Below are 25128 nucleotides of genomic sequence, written 5' to 3'. Positions count from 1 at the left end.
GGATCGCACCGAGAACAGCCCGGAGGGCAGGACAGCGCCCGAAGGGCTCAGGCGCTTCGCCCCGCAGGGTTCTTCTCCGAACTCGCCCCGGGGTGGGGACTCCCTCTGGACGGACCCATGCGGGACTCCGTGAACGCGACGGGAGAACCGGATGAGGCGAAAATCATCGCCTATCTCAGAAATGGTGCGGGAATCTGGAGCGAGATGAGCGCGGGGCCCGATGTCCTGGACCCGGACGCTCCCGACCTGTCCGGCATCGGTTCGCTCTACACGGACGGAACCTGGCTCTGGCGCCAGGACCTCCCCTACTACCTCGGCAAATACCACGTCTCCCTGCCCCGGGATTTCCTCACGCACGTCAGGAAGGCCCGGTACCGGGTTCCGGCCGTGCCCGAGACACGGCTGCTGGAGATCCTTACGCGGGATCTCGGGATCGCCGTGGATTGAGCGGTGTCCGGGTGAGGCCGACGACCTGACGGGCATACGAGGTCGATCAGCCGCCCGGCGCCCGTCTCAGCCCACCTCGTTCTCCGCCACCGCGCTGCCGTGGACGACGACGTCGCCGCCGTAGAACATGCCCGTGAAGACCGGCGAATACGTCAACTGGACCTCGACCTCGACCTGTTCGGCGTCGGCGGTCACGCAGTGAGTGGCGGCGATGTCGGCGCCGGACATGCCCATCTCGCGGGCGAACGCCTTCACGCGGGCGCCGCAGTTCTGGAAGTTGATGGGCGCCGGGCCGTTCTGGTTCTCGTAGAGGGATTCGAGGTCTATGTCCTGGGCGGCGTAACGGGCCGCCTGCTCGGCGATGTCGGCGGCGCGTTCCCGCTTGGAGATGGACATGCCGCCGTCGATGACGAAAGCCGAGAGGGACAGGAAGACGAGCGCGAAGATGATGACCGCGCCGGCGCCCGAACCCCGGTCGTCCAGGCGGTCGCGGCGCGCCGCGACCCAGCCGCGTACAGCGGAGCGCGGGGTCATGCCGTCCTCCGGAACGGATCGAGCGGTGAACTGAAGCTGGCCTGCAAGGTGGTGGGCACGTCGAGGCCGATCATCGCGAGGCCGCGCACCTCGCAGCTCACCTCGACCGTGAACAGCGTGTCCGGTACGAAGCCCGCGCTGGTCTGTGTCACGGTCACCGGGCCCGAGCAGATGTCTCCGAGGTCGGCCTCGGCCGCCTTCCTCGCCTCGGCGATGGCGGTCGCGTGATCCTTCTGGATCGAGCCGGCCCGTGCCGCGTCCCGGGCGGCACCGTCCAACGCGCCACGCCCGTCCACCAGTTGCCCGAAGGCCACCAGTACCAGAATGAAGAGGATCATCACCGGGGCGAGGATGACCACCTCGATGGTGGACAGCCCCCGGTCGCGCCGGCTGCCGGACATGCGCTGCCGGAGGACGGTGAACAGGGCTCTTCCTCCCATCAGTTCTCCTCCTTCACGAACCGCTCCACCGGACCCGACGACCGCGCGTGCACCGTGAGGTCCAGGCCCGGGAAGACCGCGGGAACCCTCGCCGTGATCTCGACACCCACCGTGTTCGGCTCCGGCTGGAGCATCGCCACGTCCGGGGACAGCACCAGGTTCGGGCCGAGCTGCCGGATGTAGCTGTCGACGACGTCACCCGCCTCGCCGCGCCACGCGCCGGGCTGCGCGTCGGCGGTGGCGCGGGCCTTGCGGGCGCCCGCCTGGGCCGCCGCCTGGGCCACATGGTCCGCGAAGAAGTACAGCGCGAACTGCACCGTCGCGAAGATCATGAAGAAGAGCACCGGAGTGAGCAGCACGAACTCGATCGCGGTCATGCCGGAGTCACCGCGGGCGGAGGCTGCCTCCACCCTGCGGCGCACCCAGCGACGTACCCCTCGACGTTCGCGCACTCGCATCCCCGTATGACCTCAGCAGGTCTTGCCCGCGTCGGTGCCCCTGATGCAGTCACCGACCTTGTTGGCGCCGTCGCTCAGCGCGGCGTTGATGATCGCGGCGACCACCCCGACGATGGCGACGACGACGGCGGAGATGATGACCCACTCGACCGCGGACGCGCCCCGGTCGAGTTCGCCGGAGCGGGCACGCTGCACCCGGCCCTGGAGGAAGGTGATCAGGAAGTCCACCCCCGGGATCCCGGTGCTGAAGTTCCGTCCGTTCATGGTGAGTTGTCCTCTCGAAGGATAGTGGTGGTCGACTGGTGACACTTCGGGCACAGCGGGACGATCAGACCTGGAACACACGCATCGCCGCCGGGAAGATCAGGAACACCAGGAAGCCCGCGCACAGCAGCAGTTGGGCGACCAGCATCGACTGCGACTTCTCGCCCGCGCTGCCCTCGATCTCGGACAGTTCGCGGTGGCGCATCGTCTCGGCACGTGAGGCGAGCGACTCGCGCACCTTGGCGCCGTCGTCCGCGACGAGCGCCAGGGACGCGGACAGGTCCTTCAGCTCCTCGACGCCGAGCTCCTCGCCGAGCGAGCCGAGAGCCTGCCACTGGCTGATGCCGGTGATCCGGGCGTCGGCGAGCGCGTTGCGGATGCGCTGGGTGGCCCAGCCGTCGGAGATCTCGGCGGCGGCCATCAGCGCCTCGGGCAGACCCCGGCCGCCGGCCAGGCTCATCGACACCAGGTCCAGATACGCGCCGATCACGCGCCGCAGGTCGCGCCGCTTGTCCACGGCGTCCCGGCGTACCTCCAGATCGGGGAGGAAGAAGAAGACGGTCGCGAACAGCAGCGCGAGCCAGACCGGGATGATCGGGCTGCTGCCGACGCCGAGCGTCCACACGACGGCGAAGAGGAACGGGCCGAAGAAGACACCGGCCGCGGCCAGCAGCACCTTCGTCGCGAGGAACCTCTCCCAGCTCCGGTCCAGGACCGCCAGGTCGGCGCGCAGCGACCGCTGTTCCCAGCCCTGCTGGAAATAGAAGTCGGCGACGCGTGCGCCCACTTGAGCCCGCAGGCTGCCGAGCCGCCCGGTGTCCTGCTGTCCGTGGCGCGCGGACTCGTACGCCGCCCCGCGTGCCCGCATCGCGTCGATGCGCGCGACCTGCGCGACCGCGCTGCGCTTCGACGGCATGAGGGCGCGGACGAGGGCGTAGACGCCCAGGCCCAGGACGGCGCCGATCAGGATCGGCATGGTCAGGTTCATCGGCGTACCGCCTCATCCCCAGAAACCGGTGTACGAGGGCGCACGAACTGCACGGACGACTCGTCCCGCACCAGGAACCGCTCCGGCGTCTCGATCGTGGACAGCTTGCGCAGCCACCAGAACCCGAGGCCGAACAGGCCGCAGACACAGGCGAGTACGAGCTGGCCGACCGCCGTGCCGTACGGCTTTACGAACTCACGGTTGAAGACGGACAGTCCGAGGACGAAGGCGATGGACACCGCGACCACGATCTGCACGGAGCGTCGGGTCGAGGCGCGCTGGGCCATCACCCGCTGCCGCATGTCGACCTCCTCGCGCGCCGACTTGGCCAGCGCGCCCAGCACTTGACGCAGACCGGGGCCGCGCAGCCGCGCGTTGAGGATGAGTGCGGCGACGATGATGTCCGCGGACGCGTCGTCGATCTCGTCGGCCAACTGCTGCAGGGCATCGGGCAGTGGTGTCCGGGAACGCAGCCGGTCCACCAGCGCGTCGAGGTGCGGCCGCAGTACGGGGGCGGAGGCGCGCGCCGAGGCCGGGATGGCCTGCTCCAGGCCGACCGCGCCCGCGATGGTGTCGCGCAGCGACTCGGTCCAGGACGCCAGGGCCTCCACCCGGCGCATCGCGGCCCGCTCCTCCGAGGCACCGCCGAAGAGCTTGTCCCAGAAGAAGACGAGGATGCCGGCCGCGATACCGGCGACCGCCCAGCGGGTGAGGAGGAGGACGACGAGACCGGCGATGGCGGCGATCGAACCGCGCCGGCCGGCGAACCGGATCAGCTCACTCGCGCGCCGGCTCGCCTTCTGCTTCTCGTGCTCGGGCTTGGCGGGCAGTCCGCGTACGGCGACGGTGAACAGCGCGAGGCCGCCGCCGACGGCGATCCCGCACGCGAGCGCGTACAGCACCGGCAGGGAGAACAGTCCGCCCATGGAACCGAGCGAGTCGAGCGACGCGAGCGACATCCTGCCCGTCGCGGTCCCCGACGTCATGCCCGAGGCCGTACCTGATGCCGCATTCGGCATCGGGCTCGATGCCATGCCGGTCGTCATGCCCGATGTCATCCCGGACGTCATGTGCTGGATCATCGTCATCACCAATTCCCGCTGCCGGGCAGCCGGTAGCCCTGCGCGACGAGTTCGTCGAGGCAGGCGATGGGCGCGTGCGGGACGATCCGGCCGTCCGGGGCCTCGGCGAACACCTCGCTGGACAGCACCCGTCCGTCGACGCCGTTGACCTCGCGCACGGAGGTCACCATGCGCTGGAGGCGGCCGCCGGACTCGTAGTTGTTGCGTCGCTGGATGAAGACCACGAAGTTCACCGCGCCCGCGATGAGCATCTGGCTGGCCTCGATGGGCAGTCGCTCGGTCGCCTGGAGCGCGTACGTGGAAATACGGTTGAAGACCTCGCTGGAACTGTTCGCGTGGATCGTGGAGAGCGAACCGTCGTTGCCCTGCGACATCGCGTTGAGCATCGTCACGATCTCGTCGCCGAGGACCTCGCCGACGATGACGCGCGAGGGGTTCATGCGCAGCGACCGGCGGACCAACTCGGCCATGGTGATGGCGCCTTGGTCCTCCGAGTTGGGCAGGCGCTCCTCGAAGGCCACCACGTTCGGGTGCAGATCGGCGAAAGCGTCGAGGCCGAGTTCCAGGGCGCGTTCGACGGTGATGAGACGCTCGTACGGCGGAATCTCGTTGGCGAGGGCGCGCAGCAGCGTCGTCTTGCCCGCGTTGGTGGCGCCCGCGATCATGATGTTCTTGCGGGCCCGGACGGCGCAGGCGAGGAAGTGCGCGACCTCGGGGGTCAGGGTGCCGTTGCCCACCAGGTCGGACATGAAGACCTTGCCCATGCGCGCGCGGCGGATCGACAGGGCCGGCCGGCGGGTCACGTCCATGACGGCCGAGAGCCGGGAACCGTCCGGCAGCCGCAGGTCGAGCTGCGGGTTGGCGGAGTCGAAGGGCCGGGACGACAGACCCGAGTACGCGCCGAGGACCTGGATCAGCTCGATGAGTTCCTCGTCGGTCTCGGCGACGGGGTCGCCCTTCGTCTCCCGGCCGTCCGCGTAGCCGATGAAGACCTGGTCGTACCCGTTGATGTCGATGTTCTCGACTTCCGGGTCGTCGAGCAGCGGCTGGAGCCGGCCGACGCCGAAGAGCGCGGCGTGCACGGCGGCCGCGTACTGCTCCTCGGTCTCCGCGTCGAGCGGGGTCCGGCCGAGGTTGATCTCGGTGCGGGCGTGGTCCTCGAGTATCTGGGCGATGACGGCACGGGCGTAGTGCCGTTCGTCCTCGTTGGACATCGGGGTGACACCGCGGACCTGGTCCTCGCGGCGCTGTTCGGAGATGCGGTCACCGGCGTCCTGCCGGAACCGCTTGACCAACTGGTGGTCGACGGTGGTCATCGGCCGGCTCCGGCAGCGGGCTGCCCGTGCGCCCCCTGGGGTCCGTCGGCGGGTACGGACCAGGCGGCGCCGTACTGCTGGTACAGATCCGCGGTCACCTTGCGGGCCGAGCGGATGAGCAGCGACTTGTCGAGGCGGCCGCGCCTGCGTCCGGCCAACTGCTCGGCGCCCGCCGGGTCGTCGGCGAGCGTGCCCACGACGCGGGCACCGGTCTGGGCCGCCACGAGCATGTCGTTGACCTGGTGGACGAGCTTGGCGGAGTCGCCCGGGTCGGCTACGAGGACGACGCCGATGAACGGTGTGGCGAGACCGGCGGCGCCACGCGGACCGCCGTGCAGCTTGGCGGAGAGGGCGGCGGCGCGGTCACGGACACGCGCGATGGCCTCGGGCTCGGTGCGGGAGAGCAGCAGCACCAGGGCGGCGTGCGGGAAGAGTTCGACGGCCGGGGTGTCTCCGCTGATCCGACCGCAGTCGGCGATGACGTCGGCCGGCGCGTTCGGGGAGTCGGCGAGCTGGGCGAACGCCCGGCCCAGCGTGGGCCAGAGTCCGGCGAGACCGGCGGCCTGCTCGGCGATCCCGAGCCCGACGAGGACTTCGAGTCCGCCGCTCAACGGTTGGACGTGGTCCCAGAGTTGGTCGGGCACGAGACCGCGCCGGGCGGTCGCCGCGATCGACAGCATGCCGGTGTTGGGGTTCAGCGGGCCGCCGTGGGCCGCCGCGCTCCGGTACACGAGGTCGCCGCCGGCGGGGTCGGTCTCGGCGAGCAGGACCCTGCGGGGCCAGACCGCGGAGAGCGCCACCGCGGCGGTGGTGACGCCGGGGGAACCCTTGTCCGCGGCGAGGGCGATGAGCGCCATGTCTGTCTACTCACTCGCCTCTAGTTGCCGGGCACGATGACGAGGGCGACCTGCCCGGCCGAGGCGGCATCGGCGACGTACGCCGCCTGACCGCTGTCCACAATGAGGGTGACCGGCAGATTCGTGCTGCTGATCGTGCTGTTGTCCTGCGCCTGGACGTAACTGACCTTCGCGCGCTCGACGATGGGAGCGCTGTTCGCGCTCGACGAGCTCGAACCCGAGGAACCCGAGGAACTCGACGAACCGCGGCTGCCGCTGGATCCGGTGTCGCCGACGCGGTAGACGGCGACCGTGTCACCGGACTTGATGCCCGCGGGGTACTGGCCCTCCTTGAGGGAGACGCCCACGGAGGCCTTGCCGGCCGGGATGGCGGCACCGTCGGCGAACATGTCGCCGATGACGACGGTCCCCTTGTAGATCGGAGACTTGGCCTTGAGCTTCCTGAGCTGTCCGCGCTGCCTCCACTCCACATAGTTGATGGAGGGGTCGTCCGCGACCAGCACGGAGGTCACGTGATTGCCCACGGAATCACCGGCCTGGATGTCACTCGTCACCTTCACGACCTCGACACGGTCCCCGGCGCGCAGCACCAGCATGGTGGCGCCCAGCGCGCCGACGAGGACGAGGAGCACCGCGAGAGCGGCAAGCGCGGGTTTGCGCTCGCGAGGCGGCGTGGGAAGACGCTCGCCCATCGCCGGGTGCGCCGACGTGGCGGAACGGTTGCCGCCCGCGCCCGTACGCTCTTGGATCTTCACGCAACCGCTCCCCGTACACCCAAGAAAATGTCTGTCAATTCACGCGCCAATTAGGACACTTCACCCCCGCGCCCCTTTACGGGACGTACCGCGCGACCTGGCCAAATAGCCAGCGCTGGAGCGAGTGTCAAGCCATGGCACCGTATCAGCCGCGCATAAGCCCCTCAAGGCGCCTCAAGACCCCTGAAGCGCACCCGACTCGACGTTATCGACGCGCAACGGAAGCCGTTCGGTTCCCTGTTGAGCCCGGCGATCCGCCGACCCGACGGACTGTGCGGCAGCGAATCCCTGACGTGCCCATTCCGTACGGTCCGTCACCGGGTGTGCACGAGCCCTGCACAAGGTGCTTACGGGTGGGGCGGGAGGGACGTGATCTTTCAGCCACACGGGGGACGCTCGCTGAACGAGGAGGACTTCGAAGCCCCCTGAACGAGGTGTTGTCGGTCATCGGTCCCTGGGTTCGCCCGCCAAGGAGCTTCCTCACGACGTCCCACCGCACCCAGGGCAAGGCGCCACGCCCACGACGAGAGGCCCAGCCGAGCAGTACAGGCACTCGTCCGCCATGCCTTCGGTCCAGATCGAGGACATGCCGACCCGTCGGCCGATTCCCCGCCACGCCGCCGCCTCCGTGACATCAATGGCAACGCCGACAGCAACAGTCGTACACACAGGCGAGTCACTGGATGGGTGCGAGGTGAGGAAGGGAGGCCACGGCCACTTCGTGACGTAGGCGACTACTGGTCCGCGAAGCGGAACGTCGAGGTGACGGCGTCGAAGATGTCGAAGAAGGAGTCGGCGAGGTCGAGGACCTGGCTGCTGCCTGCGACCAGGGCGACCTTGCCCTCCTGGCCGGGCACGGGGATGAACGTCTGCATGAGTACCGCGCGGATCGTGCGCTGGAGGCTGTCGTCGGGGACGACGATGTCCTCGATGCCGTACGTGCGCGCGGCGGGACCGACGCCGGGTATCTCGACGGTGGTCACCTTGCGCCAGGCGTCGCCCTCCTTCTTCGCCTCGCGCACGGCGAGTTGGCCCGCGATGGTCTGGGGGTCGGTGGAGAGAGGCTCACCGGTCTGCGAACGGCCGCCGACGATCGAGACGGTGACCGATCCGGTGATCGGGGTGTCACCGCCGAAGGACTCCGCCATGCAGCCGCAGTACAGGGCTCCGGACTTCCAGGCGTCGGCCGCCGCCCTTCGCAAGAAGCCGATGTAGGTGTCGCGGTACGGGGCCAACTCCGGGTGTTGGTCGATCCGTTCACTCACCATCCGCCGGATCGAGTCGTCCCGTGACTCCGGCCGCACGTCGAACTCCCACCACGACTCCGGCACCTTGATGCGAAATCCGCCGCGCTCGACGGTGAGCGTTTCCATGTAGCGGGCCATGGCGTGTCCCCCGGGGTTCGTCGTTCGTCCTTCTGTTCGGCCTGGTTCGGTCCGTTCGACCTGTTCGGCCCGGGTCAGCCTACGAGGTGGGGGTGCGCCGGGGGCGCGAGGCGAGGCCAGATGGGACGACACGGGGACCTCCGGGGACGGCTGTGACGTAGCTCGCGCGAAGGCGCACAGGCGTGGCGGGTACGGAGGCTGCCCGTGGTCCTGACCCTCTCGCAGTGAACGGACCTGGAAAATAAGCCCGTTGATGTGATCGACGGCACGCTCGAAGCGGAGAAGGGGATGCTTTGTTCCGTCTTCCTCCCAGAACATCCACATTTTCAGGGAGGTCCCTCCTGGCGAAACCAGGAGCCCCACGGATACCGTCATTGCCCTTGACTGACTTCGCTCAACCGATGTCTCACGGGGAGTCCACTGTGAAGCGCCGCTCTTTGCCCGTTGCTGCCGCGTTCGCCGCGACAACAGCCTTGCTGCTGACGGCCTGCGGGGGCGGGGGTGACAGTCCGAAGGGGAACGACAAGATCGCGGGGGCGGACACCGGCCCGACCGGCTCGTCCGCCTCCCCCAGTTCGAGCTCGTCGGACGGTGCCGGTCGGCCGGACATCTCCCTGCCGATCGGCGTGAAGGACGAGTTCGAGAGCTGGAAGACAGGGGACGCGACGAAGGACGCCGTCCTCGCAGATGCCGGCCGCGCGCAGACCGCCACGAACGACGCCATCATCAAGGGCACGTCGGACACTCCCGGCCTCACCTTCTACTACAAGGGCAAGGCTCTGACCTCGTCCGTCCAGTGGGTACAGAAGTGGTTGGACGCCGGAATCACGTACACCGGCACCACGCGCTATTACCGCCCGAAGGTCGAGATCTTCGACAGCAAGTCCGCGGGCGTCTCGTACTGCGCCGACGAGAGCAAGGCGTACAACAAGGACCGGAAGACCAAGAAGGTCGACAGGACGCCCGCCGGGAACGACGCCTACGTGCTCTACAACACCCGTCTGGAGAAGAACGGTCAGGGCGTGTGGCAGACCTCCAACGGCACGTCCGTACGGGGGAGCAAGTCATGCGTGCAGTGACCAGGACCCGCGTCGCGGCAACCGTCGGAGTGCTCGCGATCACCTGCGTGCTTTCGGTGCCCACCACCGCCTTCGCCAAGGGCCCTGGGGGGTCCCAGTTCGATGTCGAGGGAGACAACCAGAAGGACGGCGGGAAGACTCTCGAATCACGCATCGTCTACAGCGGCTCCACCGGGGGTTCCAAGGGCACGCGTTCCGGCGGGTTCACTCCCGTCGGCGACTGGTCTCCGCCTGCCTGCTGGTACGAGCCCAAGTGGACGCCAGCCGAATTCGCCAAGGAGTTCCAGAAGGACTGGGACATCCCGAACGCCAGTGGTGTGGGCGAGGCGTACAACCTGGCCAAGGAGCACTACAAGAACGGACAGCCCTACAAGGACTTCAACAAGTCCGAGACGGGCAAGGGCATGTGGTGGGACACCGTCCGTGACAAGAACCGCGAGGAATCCGGCGATCCCTCCGCCTTCGCCTGCGACACGGCCACCTTCTGGGTGAAGAACGGCGAGACCCCGAAGGTGAAGAACGCGGTGACGCCGGAGATCCTGGCCCAGCTCGCCTACAGCCGGATCAAGGTTCCCGACACCGAAGTCACCCTCGCCCCCCAGGACATCACCAAGGTCAACCTTCCGACCTGGGCCTGGCTCGACAAGGCGACGTTCAAGAAAGTGTCCGTCACCGCGGCGCTCGACGTCGCGGGGCTCAACATCTCGGCGACGACCACCGCGAAGCCCGTCTCGCTCAAGCTGGAGCCGGGTACGAGCGACGCCGAGACCTATCCGGCCTCGGGCGAGTGCCTGCTGAACGACGACGACTCGATCGGTGCGCCGTACGCCAAGGGCAAGGCCGGCCGGACCCCGCCCTGCGGGATCAAGTACCTGCGCTCGTCGGGCGACGGAACGTACAAGCTCCGGGCGACCATCACCTGGGCCGTCAGCTGGACCGGCACCGGAGGAGCGGGCGGCGACCTCCCCGACGGCACCTTCGGAACGACCCAGGACATCACCGTCCAGGAGATCCAGTCCGTCAATCGATGACAGCGTCCGTCTGAGGCGCGCGCCCGGTGGGCCGAGCGGCTGGGCTGGGAATCGGCGTCCCAGGCAAGGTGCTGCTCGAGGGTCATGTGGGCGGCGCCCGGTGCCCTCGCACGTTCACTCCCCTGGCAACTCGATCCGGCGCGCCGCCCCGAGACGGACCGGACGCATCTGGTCGTCACGGACCGGCGCGTCCTCGTCCTGGGGCTGCTGAACGACGTGGACGATCCCTTCGACGAGGTCCTCTGGGAGACCGAACGGTCGCACATCGCGGCCGCCGTTCCCAAAGAGTTCAGCCGGTACGACACGGACTTCACCATCACCTTCACCGACGGTTCCTGGTGCCGGCTGGCGGGGCGGGACACCGACTGCCGCAACGACGTCACCCGCGCCCTGGAAAACCCCCTCCCTTTGATGGACCCGGACGACCTCGCACCGGGCCAGCATCAAGCCGTACGGAAGCTCCTCGAAGGCAAGGAGCCGGGAGGAACCCTGCTGATCCACCGGCGCCCGAGCGGCAACGTCTACGTCACCTACCGGCTCAACGAACGCGTCGATCCCACGTACGGAATCGGCAGTGCCGCCTTCAAGTTGATGGACGCGGACGGAGAGAACGCCCGGTTCCAAACGGGCGATATCTGACCGAAAGCGGAAATCGAACCCCCGTGGAAACACATGCCCGTCCCTGAGAGCGACCCGGTCGGCACAGCTCTCCCTGTACAGAGACCGTGGGGACAGCTGTGCCGTAGCTCGTGCGAAGGCTCACAGTCGCGATCCGTACAAAAGCTGGAAGACGGAGACGCGACCAAGGCCGGCTGACCGGAAACGCGGGCGCGCGATCGTCGCGGTGAGGGCCGGCCGAGGGATCAGTGGGCGGCAGTCACCGTGATCGTCTGCGCGAGGCTGTCCGTCAGGGCGCACAGGGTGTCGGTGTGTGCGAGGGCGCGCCAGGAGGTGAGCAGGACGAGGCCCCATTTGTCGTCCGGGCAGATGCCGTAGGCGCAGGTCTCCAGGATGGTGCCCGTTCCGTCCCGGTCGGGCTCCTGGACGTACGCGTGCCGGACGCGGACCGCGGGACCGGCCGACAGGGTGCGCCGCTCGGCCTCGGGCGGGCGGAACGAGAGGTCCGTCGGCATGGCGAGATAGCGCTGGAGCAACTCGACGGTGACGGCCGGGTAGGTGTCGTCGGCGACGAGCGGGGACAGTTCGATGCGGGCCAGCTCCCCCAGCCGGGGTTCGGGGACGTACGAGAGCGCGACGATCGGCGCACGGCCGCGCGCGTCGGCCGCCGCCGCGCCGAGTTCTACGGCGAGCGCCTCGATCAGCCTCGCGTCGCCGTCCCGGCCCGCGCGGAGACGGGCAGCGTCCACGGCCCAGGCGTCCAGGTCGACCGGGCCGTGCACGGGGAGGGAGACCGCGGCGTCGGGCGCCTGCATATGGACGGTGGACTCGGAGTACTCGGGCATCAGGCCATCCACTGGAGTGTGCGGGCGATCGAGTCGAAGAGCGTCACCAGCGCGTCCGCCAGCGGCTCCATCGGGGTGGAGAAGGAGAGCAGCAGACGCTGGTCGCTGTTCGGTACGGCGAGGTGGACGTCCAGATGTGTGACGGTGAGCCTGTTGCCGTCCGGGTCGTCGGGCGCGGGGCGGCGGCGGTAGAGGTGGCGTACGGCCGGGCCCGCGGGCAGGTCGATCGTGGTGACGTCGGCGCCACGGGCCGCCAGCGACAGGGCCGTGTCGGACAGGTCCCCGTGGGCGGTGCCGGAAGGCGGCCGCAGGAGGGTCACGACCAGTCCGGCGGACACCGGGACCTGACCGATGACCTGGTTGACGAGGTACATCTCCACCCCGCCGTTCGCGTGCGCGGCCTCGGCCTGCTCCCGGATCCGTTCCGCCAGCGCCGCTTTGAGCTGCGGGGTCGCCCGCGTCCTGCGCAGTCCGCGATTGACGAGTTTGTCGATGCGGTGGGGCCAGCGGCCGGGGTCGAGGACGACGCGCTCCCAGCCTTCGGGGACGGCCAGACGGTAGTCGGAGGGAGGTGGCAGCGCTGGTGCTGATGCCGCGGCCGGCGCAGCAGCCGGTGCCGAGGCACGGGCCGGTGCCGGGCTCGGCTCCGCCTCGGGGGCCGTGCTGTGGTCCGATGGTCCGCTCATGCCGCTATCCCACCCGTCCGCTCCCCGCGGGACTGCTTCGTCCGCGGCCCCCGCCCCAGGGCCACGGCGCTGGCCGGAGCCAGGATCAGAACGGAGGCCGCGCCGAGAGCCACGATTCCGCCGGGCACGCCTCCGATATCGGCCCTCGGGCCGAGAAAGGGCCGGTAGTGGCCCGCCGTATCGACGACGGCCGTGTCCTTCAGGCCGACCCGGTCGGCGCAGTTCTCCCTGTTGCCGAGCACCTGGCGGACGGAACCGTCCCGCAGCCGGACCCGGCAGTACGTCTCCCGGGTCCCGTGGGTCCACTGATGGAGCGGCTCCGCGATCGTCACCGGCTGCTCCACCCCGCGGAGCCTCAAGTACCACTGCTGGGTGCCGAAGGAGCCGGCGATCACCAGGACGACGTACGCCGCCACCGTGATCCACCGCAGCGCGAGCCCGCAGCGCGACTCACGGGTCCTGAAGGCCGCGAACAGGACGACCAGTCCGCAGACCCCTCCCACCAGCAGCGCCGTCTCGTGCAGCGCGAGGGTGGAGAGCTCGGTCAGGACCACCCCGACGACGGCCGCCACGAACAGCACGGCCCACGGCCGTACGGCGGCCCGCGCCGCAGGCCCCTCGTCGTCACCCGGACGGCGCGGGTCCGGCTCGGTGGTGAACTCGGAGAGGACGCCGCGCACTTGCCGCATGCCGCCGTCGCGGGCGGCCATGCGGCGCAGTTCCGGCAGCCCCATGCCGATCTGTTCCAGCGTCCGCCGCCCGTCCTCCGGCAGCCGCGCGAACAGGTCGTCGACGGACTCCCCTTCCTCGTTCACCACTTCGCCCTCTGTTCCGCGGAGCGGCCCGCGTTGTCCCTGTCCCTGGAGTTGCCGCCTCCGCCCGACTCAACCACCTGCGTGCCACGTCCAGTTGTAGAACGGGATGCCACCGGCGCCGATCCCGGGAATCTCCTTCAGTCCGCTCAGGAGGTTCGGGCCCGTGGCCTTCGACTCCCCGGCGCCGACCGGTGCCAGGTTGGACCAGCCGAGCGTCAGCGGCAGGGTCTGGCTGCCGATGTAGAGGGCCTTGCCGAATCCCGCCATGGTCTTGAACGAAGACCCGGAGATCTGCGCCAGTTTGGGAGCACCCTCCACGAGGAGGCTCTCCTCGCCGGGCAGTTGACCGGCGGCCACGCGGATGTCGTCCACGTACGCCTTGACGTCCAACGACTCCTTGACCACCGACCGCATACGCGGCAGGAGTTCGGCCGGCCCCTCGGCCAGCGCCCTGCCGATCTGGCCCGGCTTGACCCCGTTGAGGGCTTCGGCGAGGCCGCGGGCCGCCGCAGGGTTCAGCCCCACCTCCCGTGCCAGACCCACGTCCTTCAGGGCGGAGGCCCCGCGCGCGGCGACGGCCGCCTCCTTGGCCGTGGTGCCGAGCAGGCGTCCCGCGCCGAAGGACAGTACGCCGATCGCGTCGATGGCAACGTCCAGCCAGGTGCCCTTGCCGTCGAGGGCCGAGATGGTGTCGCAGACCAGGGCCACGACCGAGGCGATCAGGGCCAGGGCGGCGAGCACTTCGCCGAGCACCGGCACCCAGCTCAGGACCAGGGCCAGCACACCGAGGACGGCCGCGGCGACTCCGGCCCAGTGCCCGATGTCCGCGACCCAGTCCTTCCAGTTGTCCCACCAGTGGTGGCGAGGATCCTTCAGCCCGTCGTGCTCCACGGCGTCATGGATGGCCGACTTGGCATACCCGGCCTGGGTGTCCCGGTACGACAGCGCCCGCCGGAGGTCCTTCTTGGCGTCCTCCAGGTCCGTATCGGCGCACTCTTTCTGCTTGTCCAGCCTCTGCTTGTCCGGGTGGTCGTCGGGACCCGGATGCTGCTCCATCTGCTTCTGGCAGTGGCTGCGGTCCGCATCAGCGGCCTTCGCCTTGGTCAGGGCGGCCCGTACGAGGTTCTGCGCGTGGTCGAGCGCGGTGGCCCAGTCCGTGTGCTGGTGCTCGTCGCCGGGAGCGGCACCCACCTGGGAGCCCAGGGCTTCGGCGGCGGCCGCGTAGCGCTGGTGCGACTTGGTGAGGAGTCCGACCGTTTCGCCGGTCTTCTTCTGGAACTCACGGCCCGCGTCGGAGTCCCAGCCATTGCCGTCGACCAGGTTGTGCAGCTTGGTGGCCTGCTCCTGGATCAGCGCGGCCGTATCGGCGATGCGCTTGCCGAGCCGGGCGACCTCGTAGGGGTCACCCGGGGTGAGTTCCTTGTCGTCGTAGCGGGCGGTCTGCCAGTCGACGCCGGAGAAGTCGTCGCTCACTTGCCGCTGCCGCCTTTGCCGTCCTGGGACTTGAGCAGCGCGTCCGCGAGATGCTGGTCGAGGCCGTCGTACGCCTTGGCGGCCTCCTCGGCCGTCCTGCCGAGGAACTCCAGACCGTCGCAGAGCGCCTTGCGCTTCTTCTTCCAGTCGTCCGCGAAGGCGTCGAGCGCGCCGGCCACCTCACCCGAGCCGATCTCGGCGTCGTAGGAGTCGACCAGATCCTTGGCGTGCTCGAAGTGCGCCTTCAGCTTCGCGACGGAGCGGCTGATGTCCCGCAGCTCCGTCGTGGACACCGCGATGTGATCCGCCACTGCCACCCCCGTGCGCCCGCTGCCCGACAACCACCGCGGCCGCCCCGTCCGGCACACCCACCTCGCGGCGGCCGCCCTCCACCCTCTTGCACGGGTTTTCGAACCGGCAACCAATGGAGGGCAAAGGACCGCATGGAAAGCGTCATCGGGACTGCCCTCGCCGGCTCCTTGTCGCCCACAGTTCCCTGCCCGATGCCCGATGCCCGATGCCCGGAGACCACCGGAGAGGTGGATCACATGATCCAGCGCAGGGATCCCGCGATCGATGTGCACAGTCGCTCCATGGGACCGACGACGCCGGTGAGGGGTACGACGAACCCGAGAACCAGATATCCCGTTGTTCCCGGCATACGGACGTACAGATCCAGGGTGGTCCGCGTGCGGATCCGGACGGTCTCACCGGCCGGGAGAGCGACGATCGAGACCTCGGCACCGCGCCCGCTCCGCTGCTCCATCTCCTCGAACGAGGCCAAGAGATCCCTGGGCGTCGGAGAGCCGGGACGGGGAATCAGCGACACGATGAGCGAGACGGGCATGATGCTGCCGTCGTCCAACTCCGGCCGCAGAAAGAATTCCAGGGCCCCGTTCGCCACCGCGGATTCAGCAGTGTTGCGCAGACCGGCCCAGGCCTCCTGCTTGGCCTCCGCCGGTACGTTCTTGCCCTCTGCCTGCAGGTCTATGAACGTCTTCAGCTGTCTACGCCAGCGGTCCTGGCCCAGATCGATCCTGAACCATTCCCGCGGTACGAGCAGTCGGTAATCCTTGGGCGGAGCCGACACATCCGGTCCGGTCGTCATCCCGGCATCACGACCGGCTCACCCTCGGTGTCGAACAGGCGCACGCTCTTCACGACGCCGGCGAACATGGACGAGAACACCTCCCACCCCTCGGGGGTGGGGGTGCCCATCTCGAGGACCACAGCAGTCCCGTTCGTCAACGGCACCTGGACCTGGATGAAGGACGTCCGGACCGTCTCGTCCTCCCCCGACGCGGTGAGGCTGCCGTCCAGGCTTCCCTTCCGGTCTCCGATGCAGCAGACAGCCGGGCCGCAGGGCAGCTCGATCTCACTGACCTGCCCGATGCCGAGGTGGCGCAGCGAAGAACCCATGAACCCGACAGGGTTGGGCCCTGCCTGAGGGTCGAGGTCGATCATGCTCACGGTCACCGTGGCCGTGCACCGTGTGCCCTCCACTTCGGTGAGAACGAACCCCGCGTACTGAACTCCGGCTTCCACGAAGGAGTCGTAGTGAGCGGCGCACATGACGGCCCACTGCAGTTGTACGTCGAAGTCGGCTTCCGGCATCGCGCTCCGCGCGAGTTCCATCAACTGCTCGGCGGTCTCGTCCAGATCTTCCGCGTCCAGCGGAATCTCGAAGAAGCCGTCCGGCATGATCCAGCGGACGTCTACGCCGTTCCCGTCGGCCGAACCCCGAAGTTCGCCCTCAACTGATATCGCGGTCATGACCGGTCTTCTCCATCAGGAATTCTCACTTCGCCTGCGTCGGGGCGGTACGTGGCGGCGAAGGGGTACGGACCGTAGTGCGGATAGTGCGCCGGAATGTCCGCTCCCCCTCTACGGGCGGCATGTGCCACGTCACGGTACTTCCGAGCCCTCGCCCGCAGATTCTGCCGGACCGGGTCCCCCCAATGTGCCACCGCGGCTCGAATCCACAGACCCAGCAGAACCACAACGGCCGCTCCGGTCACGGAGAGATAGATCAACTGAGATCTGCTCGACTCCCAGTACTGCGCCACACCGCCCCAGTACACCGCCGATCCGAAACCGACGAGCGCAAGCGGAACCCCGGTCCGGAAGCCGGCGTTGAACATCTCCTGTTCGTCCTGATGCCGAAGCCGCAGCATCCGGAGAACAGCCCCGTCGTCCAGGAAGTCGAAGCCGACTTCCCGGCTCGCGTCCTCGGCCAGCCTCCGCGCGTCGGGAACCGCGGCGATCACCTCGCCGGGCACCAGCCGGACCGGCTCCCCGCCCCTGCGGCCGATGAACTCCCACTCCCCCAGGTCGCTTGACTCACTCATGTGCGCCCTTCTCCTCTCGTACGGTGTCCACCGCGGACACCGGGCTATGCGGCCAACGCGGCGTGGAAGGGCTTCGGCGAGGCACCGGGGGAAGGACTCGGTGTGGGCATCGGCGTCGGTGAGGGCTTCTGGGCGGGTGGCTGATACCCGGTCGTCCCCCCGTTCTCCCCGCTGAACATCCTGTGGAGGGCGCTCGCGAGGCCGGTTCCCTTGATGGCGGCCGTGATCTCCTTGCCGCCCATGGGGACGAATTTTTCCGGAAGGCCGGAAATCCCGAGCTTCTGGCCCAGCTTGAGCCCTCCGGCCAAGGTCTTGTTCGTCAACGTCACGCTCAGGCCATTGAGGAAGTTGTGGCCGATACCGTCCACAGCGGCGATGCCTCTGAACGATCCAAAAGTGCCGAGCTTCCCGAACGCCCGCAATTTCGCGGCGCCCTTGAGGCCCACCAACGCCCGGAAGCCCTTGAGGGACCCCAGCCCAGGAAGAATGCCCAGAGCGTCGGTGCCCAACTTCATCCAGTTGACCTTCCCGCCCCGCACCGACATGTCATATGCGTGACCGGCCAGAGCCGCGGCGCTGGAGAGGACGGCGAGGGTCGCGAAGATGGGTACCAGGAACTCCAGGGGCGGGACGAACGCGCAGACGACCGCCAGCACCGAGAGAATCGCCGAAAGATTGGAGAACGTGTCCGCCCAGTCGGCAAGCCAGTTCATGAATCCGCCGGGGTCCCGGACGGCATCGTGGTGGACGACGTTCCTGATGTGCCGCGCCGCACGGTCTCCGGCATCGTCGAAGATGTCCCGGGCGTCCTTCACCTCCTTGCGCGCCTGGCCGATCCTGCCCAGCGCTTCGTTCTGCTTCTTCTTCCAGCGTTCGTACTCCGGCCTGTCCGCCTCCGAGATCTCGGTGACAAGGTGCTTGTCCGTGAATTTCTTCACCTCCCGCTCCGCCAGGTCGTGGTCGTCCTTGGCTTCGCGGTAGTCGGCCAGCGCCTTGTCGGCCTTCTGCTGCGCCCGGTGCAGTTCTCCGGCGAACTCCGTCGACTCTCCGTCGACGACCTTTTCGCCGAGCGCGTTCGCCGCCTCGTCGTACCGCTCGAACGCCTTCTTCAGCCGGTCACCCGCGCCGTCGGCCACTTCGTTGAAGGCACGCCCGGCATCGCTGTCCCACCCGTCCACGGACGACAACGCCTTGATGACTCTGGCCTGTTCATCGATCATCTCGGCCGTCTTGCGCAACTTGCGTCCAAGTGCCGCCACTTCGTGGGGGTCGCCCGGTGTCGGATCTTCGTCCCACAGGGGCGGCCAGTCGCTGGATCGCCTGCTCACTGCTCGCCCTTCCCCTTCGCTCCCGAAATGGCCTTCGCCAATTCGTGGTCGATCTCCTCATACTTCTGAGCCGCGACCGACGTGGCTTCGGCCAGCTTCTTTATTTCCTTCATGAGTTTCTTGCGTGTCTTCTTCCACGTGCTGCCGAAATCGTCGAAGGCGTCCTTCAAACCACCGTGTCCGAGTGCGTCGTTGTAGCCGTCCGCTGGATTTCCGTGCTGCTCGAACTCGCGGTGGATCTTGCCCAGCGAACGCGAACAGTCCTTGATCAGATCCAGGTCGTAAGCGGTCTTGTCACCCATTGACGAATTCCCTCCATCGTGAACATGAGACACTGCTGCGATACTTCGCCCCGCAGTCAGCGAGGAAGGTGGGACGCGTTGTCCAGGAGCAGCGACCGCACAGCACGCAACCGCCTCGGCGTAGTTCCGGACGCCGGTGCGTGGTGCGCGATAGGCCGGATTCCAGAGCCTCCCCCGGGCGTTCACCAGGCGGCCGGAGCGGGTCCCTTGCGGCCGGCGTTCCTGCCACCGCTCGCCATGCTCGGCGCCGTACTCGTCGCGCCGCTCATGCCCATCGCCATGTTGTTCAGCCTTCTCTCCTCCGGCGAGGAAGCGCTCAAACGCCTCCTGTCGACGAAGGAGGAGCACGACCGTGCCCGCGCCGAGGACCTGGACATCGACAGGCGGGACAAGGCCATCGCCGAGCAGGGCCTCGACGCCACCTTCGACGGCGACTGGAACAAGGCCGCCGGCCAGTTCTTGTTGCACTGGTACGGACATTCCTCCCACCACCAGCGTTTCGTGCTGCTGACGGAGGGCCGCATCGTGCTGGCGGCCCCGCCCAAGCGCGTATCCGTTCGCAGGGAGGACCGCATGCGCGTCGTCGCCGAGATCCCCGCGGGTACGGCGGTCATCGAGGACCCCCTGCCCGCGTACGACAACCGCAAGTTGCGTGTCCGCTTCATGGACGACTCCTGGCTGATGCTGACCACGGAAGACCAGCGCAGCGAACTCCACATGCATTTGATGCGGCAATCGCGGGCCGAGGGTTCCAGCGTCTCCGACGTCTGAAACGGCGGTGCGATGGGACACGGCATGTGCCCCATCGCACTCAAGCGGCACGCGGACCGCCAACTGTCCTAGCCCTTGACACCCTTGGCCAGCTGATCGTCAAGGTCCTCGTACGCCTTCGCGGCGTCCTCGAGGAACTTGGCCATGCCCTTGAGGCCCTCAAGGGTGTCCTTCATGCCCTTGGTGAACTCCTTGAAGGAGTCGTCGAAGGCCTGGGAGCCCTTGGACGTCGTGTAGCCGTCGGCGACGAGGCCGTCGATGTAGGTGTCGAGGCCGTGGAGCTTGTCCTCCATCTTCTCCTTCTCGTGGCCGAGTCGCTTAGCAGCGTGCCGCATCTTCTCGTAAGTGATGTCTGCGTCTTTGCCGCCGGCCATGTGGCGTCCTCCATGCTTCAACTCGCCGCAGGGCCAACCCCCGTGGCTCCTGATGCGGATGGTGCGATCGTCCGCATTGAGCAAGCAGCTTACTTACGACGCTTGCAGCAGCACACCCCGGTTCTGTCACGAGCCCGCACCAAGGGCGGTGTGCGGCCCGGGCCTTCGTGGTTCCCTCACACGGCCCGTTGCCTGCGGGAAGCGGCGAGCGGCTATCGTCGAGAGCACTGTGGCCCGCGTTCCGGAAGCGGCCTTCGGTGTCTGGGGGAGGACGAGCGTGCGGCTGACTCTGACCGTCGTCGACCCGCTCGGCGGCGCCACCGCCGACGTGGTTCTTGATGCGGATCCCGAGTCCTCGGTGGGGGACATCGCCAAGGAGCTTGCGGAGCACGTCGGTTACGGCGGCGGCGCGCAGATCATTCCCTTCGGGCATCACCAGGGGGCCGCGGGCGGCGGTGCGCCGGTCGCGTACGTCGACGGGTATCCCGTCGATCCGGCCGCGACCATCGGTACCTCGCCGCTGCGCGAAGGTGCCGTCGTCAGCCTGCACGACCCCGCCGGATGTCTGCCCGGCGAGCCGACCGGCCTGGTCGAACTGCGGGTGGCCGGCGGTCCGGCCGCCGGTGCCGTGCACCGGCTCGGGATCGGCCGGTACGACATCGGTTCCGGAGCGGGCTCGTACATCCGCATCGACGATCCCGAACTTCCGCAAAGGGCACTGACGTTGTCAGTTGCAACGGACGGAACGTGCCGTGTCGCCGTGCACGGAGAGAAGGCGGCGAAGGCGGAGAACGGGAAGAAGGGGGAAAAGGAGGGCGTCACCCTCGACGGTGAGTCATTTGATGGGCGCGAGGACGACGAGTGGCCGCTCGGCAGTCAGGTCGCGGTCGGCAACACCCTTCTGCAGCTGGACCGTTACACGCCGCCCGACGCCGCGCTCAAGTGGTCGGACGACGGCGCCGGGCTGGACTACAACCGGCCGCCGCGGCTGCATCCGCCGGAGCGTGAGACGAAGTTCCGGCTGCCGAATCCCGTACGGGACTACGAAGCCCGGCCGCTGCCCTGGCTGATGGCGCTGACGCCGCTGGTCAGTGCCGTCGTCATGGCGCTGGTGTTCGGGCGCTGGTACTACATGATCATGGCTCTGCTGAGCCCGCTCATCATGTTCGGCAACTTCTTCATGGACAAGAAGCAGGGGCGCAAGTCCCATGCCAAGCAGGTGAAGGAGTACAACGAGCACAAGGAGCGGATCGAGAAGGACGCCCAGGAGGCGCTGCTCGCCGAGCGGCTCGACCGGCGTCGGGCGATCCCCGATCCGGCGACCGTGCTGTCGCTGGGCACCGGACCGCGCACCCGGCTCTGGGAGCGGCGGCGCACCGACGCGGACCATCTTCTGCTGCGGGTCGGCACGGGACAGCTGCCCTCCGAGGTCGTGCTCGACGACCCGGAGCAGGACGACCACAAGCGCCAGGTCACCTGGACCATCGAGGACGCGCCGGTCGCCCTGCCACTCGGCGAGCGCGGTGTCATCGGCATCGCCGGACCCGGCGACTCGGCCCAGGCGCTGGGCCGTTGGGCCGTCGCACAGACCGCGGTGCTGCACAGCCCGCTGGACGTGCAGTTCTACGTCCTGACGGAGAACAGCGGCGAGGACAGCTGGGACTGGGTGCGCTGGCTGCCGCACAGCAGGCCCGCCGGTGCCCAGGACGCCAACGTCCTCATCGGCACGGACGCCGAGACGGTCGGTGCTCGCATCGGTGAACTGACCCAACTCCTCGAAGCCCGGCAGAAGGCCGCCAAGCAGAACGGCAACAAGGCCTCGTTCAGCGATCCGGACATCATCGTCGTCTGGGACGGTTCGCGGCGGCTGCGGTCCATGCCGGGGGTGGTGCGGCTGCTGCGCGAGGGTCCGGCCATGTCGATGTACGCGATCTGTCTGGACGCCGAGGAGCGGTTCCTGCCCGGCGAGTGCCAGGCCATCGTCATCGCGGAGCCGAAGCCCGAGGAACACGCGACCGAGCAGCGGGCCGCCAGGACCGCGCCGGCCGCCCCGGGCGGCTTCCCCTCCTTCCACGCCTGGCACGCCACCGAGGCCGACGACTCCGCCACCGGTGCGCAGAAGGCGCTCGAACTGCGGCTGCGGGTCCAGCAGACGGGCATCGCACGGGTACGGGACGTACGGCCGGACTTCGTGTCGGCTGCCTGGTGCTCTCGGCTCGCGCGTGCGCTGTCCGCGCTGCGCGACATCAGCGGCGAGACCGAGGACTCGGCCCTCCCGGGTGCCAGCCGGCTGCTCGACGTGCTGCAACTGGAACCGCCGTCCGGCGACGCGATCAGCGCGCGCTGGCGGATGGGCGGGCAGTCGACGACGGCGGTCATCGGTGAGTCGTACGACGGTCCGTTCGGCATCGACATGCGGCGCGACGGCCCGCACGGTCTGATCGCCGGTACGACGGGTTCCGGCAAGTCGGAGCTGCTCCAGACCATCGTGGCGTCGCTGGCCGTGGCCAACACTCCCGAGAACATGACGTTCGTCCTCGTCGACTACAAGGGCGGCTCGGCGTTCAAGGACTGCGTCAAACTCCCGCACACCGTCGGCATGGTGACCGACCTGGACGCCCATCTCGTGGAGCGCGCCCTGGAGTCGCTGGGCGCGGAGCTCAAGCGGCGCGAGCACATCCTCGCCGCCGCCGACGCCAAGGACATCGAGGACTACCAGGACCTCGTACGCCGTGACCCCTCGCACGCTCCCGTGCCCCGACTCCTCATCGTCATCGACGAGTTCGCGTCCATGGTGCGCGACCTGCCCGACTTCGTGACGGGCCTGGTCAACATCGCCCAGCGGGGCCGTTCGCTCGGCATCCATCTGCTGCTCGCCACCCAGCGCCCGAGCGGTGTCGTCTCGCCCGAGATCCGGGCCAACACCAACCTCCGCATAGCGCTGCGGGTGACCGACGGCGGCGAGTCGAGCGATGTCATCGACTCCCCCGAGGCCGGGCACATCTCCAAGAACACGCCGGGTCGCGCGTACGTGCGTCTCGGGCACGCCTCGCTCGTACCGTTCCAGTCGGGTCGCGTCGGTGGCCGCCGGCCCGGTGCCGCCGATCCGGCGGCGCTCGCGCCCTGGGCGGGACCGCTCGGCTGGGCGGACCTCGGGCGGGCCGCGCTGGTCAAGCCGAAGGCCGAGCAGCGCGAGGAGGAGGAGATCACCGACCTCAAGGTGCTGGTCGACGCGGTGCGCGAGGCCAACCAGGCCCTCGGTATCCCACCCCAGCACAGCCCCTGGCTGCCCGCGCTCTCCGAGACGCTGCTGCTCGACGAGATCCGGGTGCCCGCGTTCGCGGGCGGTCCCGGCAAGCTGCCGCCCGCCCCGTACGGCGTCGAGGACCTGCCCGCCGACCAGGCCCGCCGGCCCGTCGTGGTGGACTTCGCCTCCTTCGGGCATCTGCTCATCGGCGGCGCTCCGCGCAGCGGCCGCTCGCAGGTCCTGCGGACGATCGCGGGCTCACTGGCCCGTACCCACTCGGCGGCCGACGTCCATCTGTACGGCATCGACTGCGGCAACGGCGCGCTCAACGCGCTGACCCGGCTGCCGCACTGCGGCGCCGTCGTCGGCCGCAACCAGACCGAGCGCGCGGTCCGCCTCATCGCCCGCCTCAAGGCCGAACTCACGCGCAGACAGGACCTGTTGGCGGACAAGGGCTACGCGGACATCGGCGAGCAGCGGGCCGCGGAGCCGGAGGGCGAGCGGCTCCCGCACATCGTGGTGCTGCTCGACCGGTGGGAAGGCTGGCTGCCGACGCTCGGCGAGTACGACCACGGCGATCTGACCGACCAGCTGACCGCGATGATGCGGGAGGGCGCGAGCGTCGGTCTGCACATGGTGATGACGGGTGACCGGCAGATTCTCTCCACCCGGATCGGCTCGCTCACCGAGGACAAGTACGCTCTGCGGCTCGCCGACCGCTCCGACTTCTCGCTGATCGGCGTCAACGCCCGCAAGATCCCCGAGGAGATCCCGCCGGGCCGCGGCTACCGCAACGAGCACGGCACGGAGACCCAGTTCGCCCTGCTCACCGAGGACTCCACCGGCCAGGGCCAGGCCGCCGCGCTCACCGCGATCGGCGAGACGGCCGCCGTCCGCGACGCCGAACTCCCGCGCGCCCGGCGCCCGTTCCGGGTCGACGTGCTGCCGACCCGGATCGGCTTCACCGACGCCTGGGAGATGCGCGACCCGGACGCCTCCCGCTCCAGGCTGTGGAGCCTGGTGGGCATCGGCGGCGACGACATCATGGGCTTCGGTCCGGACCTCTCCCGGGGCGTGCCGACGTTCGTCGTCGCGGGCCCGGCCAAGTCCGGCCGCAGTACGACGCTGATGAACATGGCCCGGTCGTATCTTGCCCAGGGCGTACGCCTGGTCGTCGCCGCGCCGCGTCCGTCGCCGTTGCGTGAACTGGACGGTCAGGACGGCGTGTTGAAGGTCTTCGACGAGGACGACATCGAGAGCGACGATCTGCGCGAGGCCATCGACTCGGCGACGCCCGAGGAGCCGATCGTGGTGCTGGTCGACGACGGCGAGGTCCTGGAGGACTGCGACGCCGAGACGGTCTTCAAGCGGATCGTGCAGCGCGGCACCGAACGCGGTCTCGGCCTGGTCATCGCCGGCGACGAGGAAGACGTGTGCAGCGGGTTCTCCGGCTGGCAGGTCGAGATGAAGAAGGGCCGCCGCGGCATCCTGCTGTCTCCGCAGGACTCCTCCGCGGGCGAGCTGATCGGCATCCGTACGAACCGGAGCATGGTCGGCGGACCGGTCGCCCCCGGCAAGGGCCTGCTGCACCTCGGCGACGGCGAGCCGCTGACCGTGACGACACCGATGTGACCCGACGAGCCGGGCAACCAAGAGCAGGAGCAACACGAGGCAGAAGAGGGCGG

General features: G+C 68.8%; 27 protein-coding genes. 6 read left to right on the top strand and 21 right to left on the bottom strand.

Features of this window, described 5'->3' with window-relative positions; translation table 11 throughout:
• Positions 1 to 117: 117 nt before the first annotated feature.
• Complete coding sequence (locus tag ACZ4N5_RS27380; RefSeq protein ID WP_467759694.1) at positions 118 to 447, top strand: hypothetical protein; 330 nt, start codon at positions 118 to 120, stop codon at positions 445 to 447.
• A gap of 66 nt (positions 448 to 513) precedes the next feature.
• Here the strand turns inward: ACZ4N5_RS27380 and ACZ4N5_RS27375 are convergent, their stop codons facing one another.
• The 10 genes from ACZ4N5_RS27375 to ACZ4N5_RS27330 all read right to left on the bottom strand — a co-directional run bounded on the left by ACZ4N5_RS27375 (position 514) and on the right by ACZ4N5_RS27330 (position 8526).
• Positions 514 to 981 carry a TadE/TadG family type IV pilus assembly protein gene (locus ACZ4N5_RS27375; protein WP_467759693.1) on the bottom strand — a complete coding sequence of 156 codons (468 nt, stop codon included), beginning with the start codon at positions 979 to 981 and terminating at the stop codon, positions 514 to 516.
• Positions 978 to 1421, bottom strand: coding sequence for a TadE/TadG family type IV pilus assembly protein (locus ACZ4N5_RS27370; RefSeq protein WP_467759692.1), 444 nt, complete (start codon positions 1419 to 1421; stop codon positions 978 to 980). Before ACZ4N5_RS27370 ends, ACZ4N5_RS27375 begins: the two co-directional genes overlap by 4 nt.
• A complete protein-coding gene (locus ACZ4N5_RS27365; protein ID WP_467759691.1) occupies positions 1421 to 1879 on the bottom strand; it encodes a TadE family protein in 459 nt (152 codons plus the stop codon). The genes ACZ4N5_RS27370 and ACZ4N5_RS27365 overlap by 1 nt, the downstream gene beginning before the upstream one ends.
• 12 nt (positions 1880 to 1891) lie before the next feature.
• Positions 1892 to 2143: a hypothetical protein gene (locus ACZ4N5_RS27360; RefSeq protein ID WP_266761505.1), complete on the bottom strand. Its 252-nt coding sequence runs from the start codon at positions 2141 to 2143 to the stop codon at positions 1892 to 1894.
• 64 nt (positions 2144 to 2207) lie between these two features.
• Positions 2208 to 3131 (bottom strand): type II secretion system F family protein, encoded by a 924-nt coding sequence (locus tag ACZ4N5_RS27355; RefSeq protein WP_467759690.1) that lies wholly within the window; start codon positions 3129 to 3131, stop codon positions 2208 to 2210.
• A complete protein-coding gene (locus ACZ4N5_RS27350; RefSeq protein WP_467759782.1) occupies positions 3128 to 4057 on the bottom strand; it encodes a type II secretion system F family protein in 930 nt (309 codons plus the stop codon). The genes ACZ4N5_RS27355 and ACZ4N5_RS27350 overlap by 4 nt, the downstream gene beginning before the upstream one ends.
• Positions 4058 to 4218: 161 nt before the next feature.
• Positions 4219 to 5529: a CpaF family protein gene (locus tag ACZ4N5_RS27345; protein WP_467759689.1), complete on the bottom strand. Its 1311-nt coding sequence runs from the start codon at positions 5527 to 5529 to the stop codon at positions 4219 to 4221.
• On the bottom strand, positions 5526 to 6386 hold the full coding sequence (locus tag ACZ4N5_RS27340) for a hypothetical protein (protein ID WP_467759688.1): 861 nt from the start codon (positions 6384 to 6386) through the stop codon (positions 5526 to 5528). The genes ACZ4N5_RS27345 and ACZ4N5_RS27340 overlap by 4 nt, the downstream gene beginning before the upstream one ends.
• Before the next feature lie 20 nt (positions 6387 to 6406).
• Positions 6407 to 7141: a hypothetical protein gene (locus ACZ4N5_RS27335; protein ID WP_467759687.1), complete on the bottom strand. Its 735-nt coding sequence runs from the start codon at positions 7139 to 7141 to the stop codon at positions 6407 to 6409.
• Positions 7142 to 7875: 734 nt separating this feature from the next.
• Complete coding sequence (locus tag ACZ4N5_RS27330) at positions 7876 to 8526, bottom strand: hypothetical protein (protein WP_467759686.1); 651 nt, start codon at positions 8524 to 8526, stop codon at positions 7876 to 7878.
• A 422-nt stretch (positions 8527 to 8948) separates the two neighbouring features.
• On the opposite strand from ACZ4N5_RS27330, the gene ACZ4N5_RS27325 reads away from it, so the two are divergent.
• From ACZ4N5_RS27325 to ACZ4N5_RS27315, 3 genes are all read left to right on the top strand, one after another.
• A complete protein-coding gene (locus ACZ4N5_RS27325; RefSeq protein ID WP_467759685.1) occupies positions 8949 to 9605 on the top strand; it encodes a hypothetical protein in 657 nt (218 codons plus the stop codon).
• Positions 9593 to 10636 (top strand): hypothetical protein, encoded by a 1044-nt coding sequence (locus ACZ4N5_RS27320; RefSeq protein WP_467759684.1) that lies wholly within the window; start codon positions 9593 to 9595, stop codon positions 10634 to 10636. The genes ACZ4N5_RS27325 and ACZ4N5_RS27320 overlap by 13 nt, the downstream gene beginning before the upstream one ends.
• 84 nt (positions 10637 to 10720) lie before the next feature.
• A complete protein-coding gene (locus tag ACZ4N5_RS27315; RefSeq protein ID WP_467759683.1) occupies positions 10721 to 11275 on the top strand; it encodes a hypothetical protein in 555 nt (184 codons plus the stop codon).
• A gap of 224 nt (positions 11276 to 11499) precedes the next feature.
• Here ACZ4N5_RS27315 and ACZ4N5_RS27310 read toward each other — a convergent pair whose 3' ends face one another.
• The 10 genes from ACZ4N5_RS27310 to ACZ4N5_RS27265 form a co-directional block, all read right to left on the bottom strand.
• Positions 11500 to 12099, bottom strand: a complete 600-nt coding sequence (locus tag ACZ4N5_RS27310; protein ID WP_467759682.1) for a hypothetical protein — start codon at positions 12097 to 12099, stop codon at positions 11500 to 11502.
• The gene (locus ACZ4N5_RS27305) at positions 12099 to 12785 is read right to left on the bottom strand and encodes a hypothetical protein (RefSeq protein ID WP_467759681.1); all 687 of its coding nucleotides are present in this window, start codon (positions 12783 to 12785) and stop codon (positions 12099 to 12101) included. The genes ACZ4N5_RS27310 and ACZ4N5_RS27305 overlap by 1 nt, the downstream gene beginning before the upstream one ends.
• Positions 12782 to 13600, bottom strand: coding sequence for a hypothetical protein (locus tag ACZ4N5_RS27300; RefSeq protein ID WP_467759680.1), 819 nt, complete (start codon positions 13598 to 13600; stop codon positions 12782 to 12784). The genes ACZ4N5_RS27305 and ACZ4N5_RS27300 overlap by 4 nt, the downstream gene beginning before the upstream one ends.
• A 69-nt stretch (positions 13601 to 13669) precedes the next feature.
• Positions 13670 to 15073 (bottom strand): hypothetical protein, encoded by a 1404-nt coding sequence (locus ACZ4N5_RS27295; RefSeq protein WP_467759679.1) that lies wholly within the window; start codon positions 15071 to 15073, stop codon positions 13670 to 13672.
• Positions 15070 to 15384, bottom strand: a complete 315-nt coding sequence (locus tag ACZ4N5_RS27290) for a hypothetical protein (RefSeq protein WP_467759678.1) — start codon at positions 15382 to 15384, stop codon at positions 15070 to 15072. The genes ACZ4N5_RS27295 and ACZ4N5_RS27290 overlap by 4 nt, the downstream gene beginning before the upstream one ends.
• A gap of 233 nt (positions 15385 to 15617) precedes the next feature.
• Entirely contained in the window at positions 15618 to 16181 is a 564-nt protein-coding gene (locus tag ACZ4N5_RS27285) for a hypothetical protein (RefSeq protein ID WP_467759677.1), read from the bottom strand.
• A complete protein-coding gene (locus ACZ4N5_RS27280; RefSeq protein WP_467759676.1) occupies positions 16178 to 16846 on the bottom strand; it encodes a hypothetical protein in 669 nt (222 codons plus the stop codon). Before ACZ4N5_RS27280 ends, ACZ4N5_RS27285 begins: the two co-directional genes overlap by 4 nt.
• Positions 16843 to 17421: a hypothetical protein gene (locus ACZ4N5_RS27275; protein WP_467759675.1), complete on the bottom strand. Its 579-nt coding sequence runs from the start codon at positions 17419 to 17421 to the stop codon at positions 16843 to 16845. Before ACZ4N5_RS27275 ends, ACZ4N5_RS27280 begins: the two co-directional genes overlap by 4 nt.
• A 44-nt stretch (positions 17422 to 17465) precedes the next feature.
• Complete coding sequence (locus tag ACZ4N5_RS27270) at positions 17466 to 18749, bottom strand: putative T7SS-secreted protein (protein ID WP_467759674.1); 1284 nt, start codon at positions 18747 to 18749, stop codon at positions 17466 to 17468.
• The gene (locus ACZ4N5_RS27265) at positions 18746 to 19051 is read right to left on the bottom strand and encodes a WXG100 family type VII secretion target (RefSeq protein WP_467759673.1); all 306 of its coding nucleotides are present in this window, start codon (positions 19049 to 19051) and stop codon (positions 18746 to 18748) included. The genes ACZ4N5_RS27270 and ACZ4N5_RS27265 overlap by 4 nt, the downstream gene beginning before the upstream one ends.
• A 207-nt stretch (positions 19052 to 19258) precedes the next feature.
• Between ACZ4N5_RS27265 and ACZ4N5_RS27260 the strand changes: the two genes are divergently transcribed.
• Entirely contained in the window at positions 19259 to 19822 is a 564-nt protein-coding gene (locus ACZ4N5_RS27260) for a hypothetical protein (RefSeq protein WP_467759672.1), read from the top strand.
• A gap of 68 nt (positions 19823 to 19890) precedes the next feature.
• Here the strand turns inward: ACZ4N5_RS27260 and ACZ4N5_RS27255 are convergent, their stop codons facing one another.
• On the bottom strand, positions 19891 to 20196 hold the full coding sequence (locus ACZ4N5_RS27255) for a WXG100 family type VII secretion target (RefSeq protein WP_328554102.1): 306 nt from the start codon (positions 20194 to 20196) through the stop codon (positions 19891 to 19893).
• 277 nt (positions 20197 to 20473) lie between these two features.
• On the opposite strand from ACZ4N5_RS27255, the gene ACZ4N5_RS27250 reads away from it, so the two are divergent.
• Positions 20474 to 25075 (top strand): FtsK/SpoIIIE domain-containing protein, encoded by a 4602-nt coding sequence (locus ACZ4N5_RS27250; RefSeq protein ID WP_467759671.1) that lies wholly within the window; start codon positions 20474 to 20476, stop codon positions 25073 to 25075.
• The last annotated feature ends 53 nt before the right edge of the window (positions 25076 to 25128 follow it).

The sequence above is a fragment of the Streptomyces sp. NPDC026500 genome (genome assembly GCF_055567635.1).
The sequence above is the reverse complement of the archived record's forward strand: the minus strand, read 5'-3'. Positions and strand labels throughout refer to the sequence as shown.

What these genes read in the sequence shown, in the direction of transcription:
- ACZ4N5_RS27315 (WP_467759683.1), top strand. Translation starts at nt 10,721, where the DNA reads ATGTGGGCGGCGCCCGGTGCCCTCGCACGTTCACTCCCCTGGCAACTC.
- ACZ4N5_RS27360 (WP_266761505.1), bottom strand. Translation starts at nt 2,143, where the DNA reads ATGAACGGACGGAACTTCAGCACCGGGATCCCGGGGGTGGACTTCCTG.
- ACZ4N5_RS27305 (WP_467759681.1), bottom strand. Translation starts at nt 12,785, where the DNA reads ATGAGCGGACCATCGGACCACAGCACGGCCCCCGAGGCGGAGCCGAGC.
- ACZ4N5_RS27330 (WP_467759686.1), bottom strand. Translation starts at nt 8,526, where the DNA reads ATGGCCCGCTACATGGAAACGCTCACCGTCGAGCGCGGCGGATTTCGC.
- ACZ4N5_RS27280 (WP_467759676.1), bottom strand. Translation starts at nt 16,846, where the DNA reads ATGACCGCGATATCAGTTGAGGGCGAACTTCGGGGTTCGGCCGACGGG.
- ACZ4N5_RS27375 (WP_467759693.1), bottom strand. Translation starts at nt 981, where the DNA reads ATGACCCCGCGCTCCGCTGTACGCGGCTGGGTCGCGGCGCGCCGCGAC.
- ACZ4N5_RS27285 (WP_467759677.1), bottom strand. Translation starts at nt 16,181, where the DNA reads ATGACGACCGGACCGGATGTGTCGGCTCCGCCCAAGGATTACCGACTG.
- ACZ4N5_RS27345 (WP_467759689.1), bottom strand. Translation starts at nt 5,529, where the DNA reads ATGACCACCGTCGACCACCAGTTGGTCAAGCGGTTCCGGCAGGACGCC.
- ACZ4N5_RS27275 (WP_467759675.1), bottom strand. Translation starts at nt 17,421, where the DNA reads ATGAGTGAGTCAAGCGACCTGGGGGAGTGGGAGTTCATCGGCCGCAGG.
- ACZ4N5_RS27265 (WP_467759673.1), bottom strand. Translation starts at nt 19,051, where the DNA reads ATGGGTGACAAGACCGCTTACGACCTGGATCTGATCAAGGACTGTTCG.
- ACZ4N5_RS27310 (WP_467759682.1), bottom strand. Translation starts at nt 12,099, where the DNA reads ATGCCCGAGTACTCCGAGTCCACCGTCCATATGCAGGCGCCCGACGCC.
- ACZ4N5_RS27365 (WP_467759691.1), bottom strand. Translation starts at nt 1,879, where the DNA reads ATGCGAGTGCGCGAACGTCGAGGGGTACGTCGCTGGGTGCGCCGCAGG.
- ACZ4N5_RS27350 (WP_467759782.1), bottom strand. Translation starts at nt 4,057, where the DNA reads ATGGGCGGACTGTTCTCCCTGCCGGTGCTGTACGCGCTCGCGTGCGGG.
- ACZ4N5_RS27320 (WP_467759684.1), top strand. Translation starts at nt 9,593, where the DNA reads ATGCGTGCAGTGACCAGGACCCGCGTCGCGGCAACCGTCGGAGTGCTC.
- ACZ4N5_RS27380 (WP_467759694.1), top strand. Translation starts at nt 118, where the DNA reads ATGCGGGACTCCGTGAACGCGACGGGAGAACCGGATGAGGCGAAAATC.
- ACZ4N5_RS27255 (WP_328554102.1), bottom strand. Translation starts at nt 20,196, where the DNA reads ATGGCCGGCGGCAAAGACGCAGACATCACTTACGAGAAGATGCGGCAC.
- ACZ4N5_RS27340 (WP_467759688.1), bottom strand. Translation starts at nt 6,386, where the DNA reads ATGGCGCTCATCGCCCTCGCCGCGGACAAGGGTTCCCCCGGCGTCACC.
- ACZ4N5_RS27370 (WP_467759692.1), bottom strand. Translation starts at nt 1,421, where the DNA reads ATGGGAGGAAGAGCCCTGTTCACCGTCCTCCGGCAGCGCATGTCCGGC.
- ACZ4N5_RS27355 (WP_467759690.1), bottom strand. Translation starts at nt 3,131, where the DNA reads ATGAACCTGACCATGCCGATCCTGATCGGCGCCGTCCTGGGCCTGGGC.